1 protein-coding gene is annotated in these 292 nt (G+C 45.5%); it reads left to right on the top strand.

All coding sequences use genetic code 11. The features are described from left to right. The coding region (locus tag Q0791_RS25150; protein WP_299011977.1) for a transposase at positions 1-292 on the top strand (292 nt) is incomplete at both ends.

Genomic DNA, 292 nt, shown 5'->3' with positions numbered 1-292 from the left:
ATCCTAACAGCGGTTTAACAGCATTAGCGAGACAATACTTTCAAGCGCTTCTCGAAGAGTGGCAACAGCTTGATACGGCAATTAAAAACTTAGAGGGCAACATAAAAATTCAGGCTACATCAAACGAGCAAGTCAGTCGGTTAATGAGCATAAAAGGAGTCGCTGAGATAACCGCAACAGCCGCTGTTTCCTTTGCTGGTAACGGTGCGCAGTACCACAATGGTCGTCATTTCGCTGCCAATTTAGGGCTTGTGCCACGAGAGCATTCAAGTGGCGGTAAACAAAAATTAGG

The organism is uncultured Shewanella sp. (assembly GCF_947495455.1).
In the GTDB taxonomy this organism is placed as follows: domain Bacteria; phylum Pseudomonadota; class Gammaproteobacteria; order Enterobacterales; family Shewanellaceae; genus Shewanella.
This window is presented reverse-complemented; position numbering and strand designations above follow the sequence as displayed.